Annotated in this window: 2 protein-coding genes; one reads left to right on the top strand and one right to left on the bottom strand. The window is 75.5% G+C overall.

The genetic code is table 11. The features are described 5' to 3' along the window. On the bottom strand, nt 1–227 hold a 227-nt coding region (locus H5J29_RS36685; RefSeq protein ID WP_181784593.1), incomplete at its 3' end, for a CoA transferase. Nucleotides 228–274: 47 nt separating this feature from the next. Between H5J29_RS36685 and H5J29_RS31620 the strand changes: the two genes are divergently transcribed. Continuing rightward, the coding region (locus H5J29_RS31620) for an MFS transporter (RefSeq protein WP_181784592.1) at nt 275–1,707 on the top strand (1,433 nt) is incomplete at its 3' end.

Genomic DNA, 1,707 nt, shown 5'->3' with positions numbered 1-1,707 from the left:
AGCTCGGCGGCCTGCAGGAACGTCGAGGTCGCGGCCAGCGAGGTGGTGACGTGCGCGCCCACGCCGCTCGTCTCGCGCTCCACGAGTGTGGCGAGCAGCCCCAAGGCGGTGACCACGCCGGTGGCGACGTCGATGGCGGGCGCGGAGGTGGGCACGGGCTCGTCCGCACCGCCCTGGGCCGCCGCGAGACCCGATCGGGACTGCAGGACGGGGTCGAACCCGGGCAGGTTTCCTCACCGACCCCTACCTGGTCGAGAACGACTTCGCGCACGTCGTGCGGGACCCGGAGCACGGTCGGTTCCGCCTCGCGCGCGGCTACTTCCGGGCCGTCGCTCCCGGCCCCGGGACCGCCGGGCGGCTGCTCGGGCCACGGCTCGCGCCCGGCGGTCCCGGGGCCCGAGCAGCCGCCCGTCCGGCCCGGGTTCACGGTGGTCCCCGACCCGGCCCTGGAGCAGGGCTGACCGGGCCGACAGCGGGACGCGGCCTCACCGCCGCGCTCGTCTACCTCGGCGTCGGCACCGCCGTCGTCGGGTCGCTGGGCGCGCTGCTCATCCCCACCGTCTCCGCGGAGTTCGACGTCTCCCGCGGCACCGCCCAGTGGACGCTGACGATCACGCTGCTGGTCGGGGCCGTGACGACCCCGGTGCTGGGCGCGCTCAGCGACCGACCCCGGCGCCGGACGTTCCTGCTGGTCGCACTGGCTCTGGTGGTGGCGGGCGGGGTCCTGGCGGCGACGGCGACCACGTTCGGGCAGCTGTTGGCAGGCCGGGCGCTGCAGGGGCTGACCTACGGGATGGTGCCTGCGGCGACGGCGATCGCCCGGGCCCACCTGCCACCGGAACGGCTGCCCGGAGCGATCGCGGCCCTGGCGGTCAGCACGGTGACCGGCGCGGGGCTGAGCTTTCCGGTCACCGGGATCGTCGTGGAGCTCTTCGGTCTCCGGGCGGCGTTCGCCCTCGCCGTGGTGCTCAGCACGGCCGCGCTCGTCGGGGTCGCGGTCACCGTGCCCGGCGAGACCCCCTCCGCGCCCCCCCGCCCGCCCCGGCTCGACGTCGTCGGCGCCCTGCTGCTCGGAAGCGGGCTCGCCGCGCTGCTGCTGGCGATCAGCCTGTGCGGCACGCTGGGGTGGGCCCATCCGCTCGTGCTCGGGCTCGCCTGTGGAGCCGTCGTCGTGCTCGTCGGCTGGGTGTGGCACGGGCTGCGCGTACCCCATCCGCTCGTCAGGCTGCGCTTGCTGCGGCACTCGGCGGTCGCGTCCGCCAGCGCGGTGGCGCTGGTCCAGGGCGCGATGCTGTTCGCCGGGTCCTCGGCGGTGAGCCAGCTGGTCCAGACCCCGGCGTCCGCGGGGTACGGCTTCGGGCTGTCGCTGGTCTTCGCCGGGCTGGTGGTCCTGCCGAGCACGGTCGGCAGCCAGGTCTCGGGGCGCATCGTGCGGGTCCTGCTGCGCCGGTTCCCCGCGCAGAGCCTGCTGCTGGCAGGCCCCACCCTCGTCGGTCTGGACCTGGCCTTCCTGGCCTTCTTCCACGACGAGCTGTGGCAGGTCGCCGTCGGTGTGCTGGTCCAGGGGCTCGGCATCGGGGTGAGCTTCGTGGTGATGCCGGTGCTGATCCTGCGGGTGGTGCCCGCGGAGGAGACCGGCAGCGCGATCGCGTTCAACCAGGTGCTGCGCACACTGGGCGGGTCCGTGGGCAGCGCGCTGACCGGCGC

The organism is Pseudonocardia pini (genome assembly GCF_013870575.1).
Lineage (GTDB): Bacteria > Actinomycetota > Actinomycetes > Mycobacteriales > Pseudonocardiaceae > Pseudonocardia > Pseudonocardia pini.
Note: the sequence above shows the minus strand (reverse complement) of the source record. Positions and strands in the feature narration are given on the sequence as shown.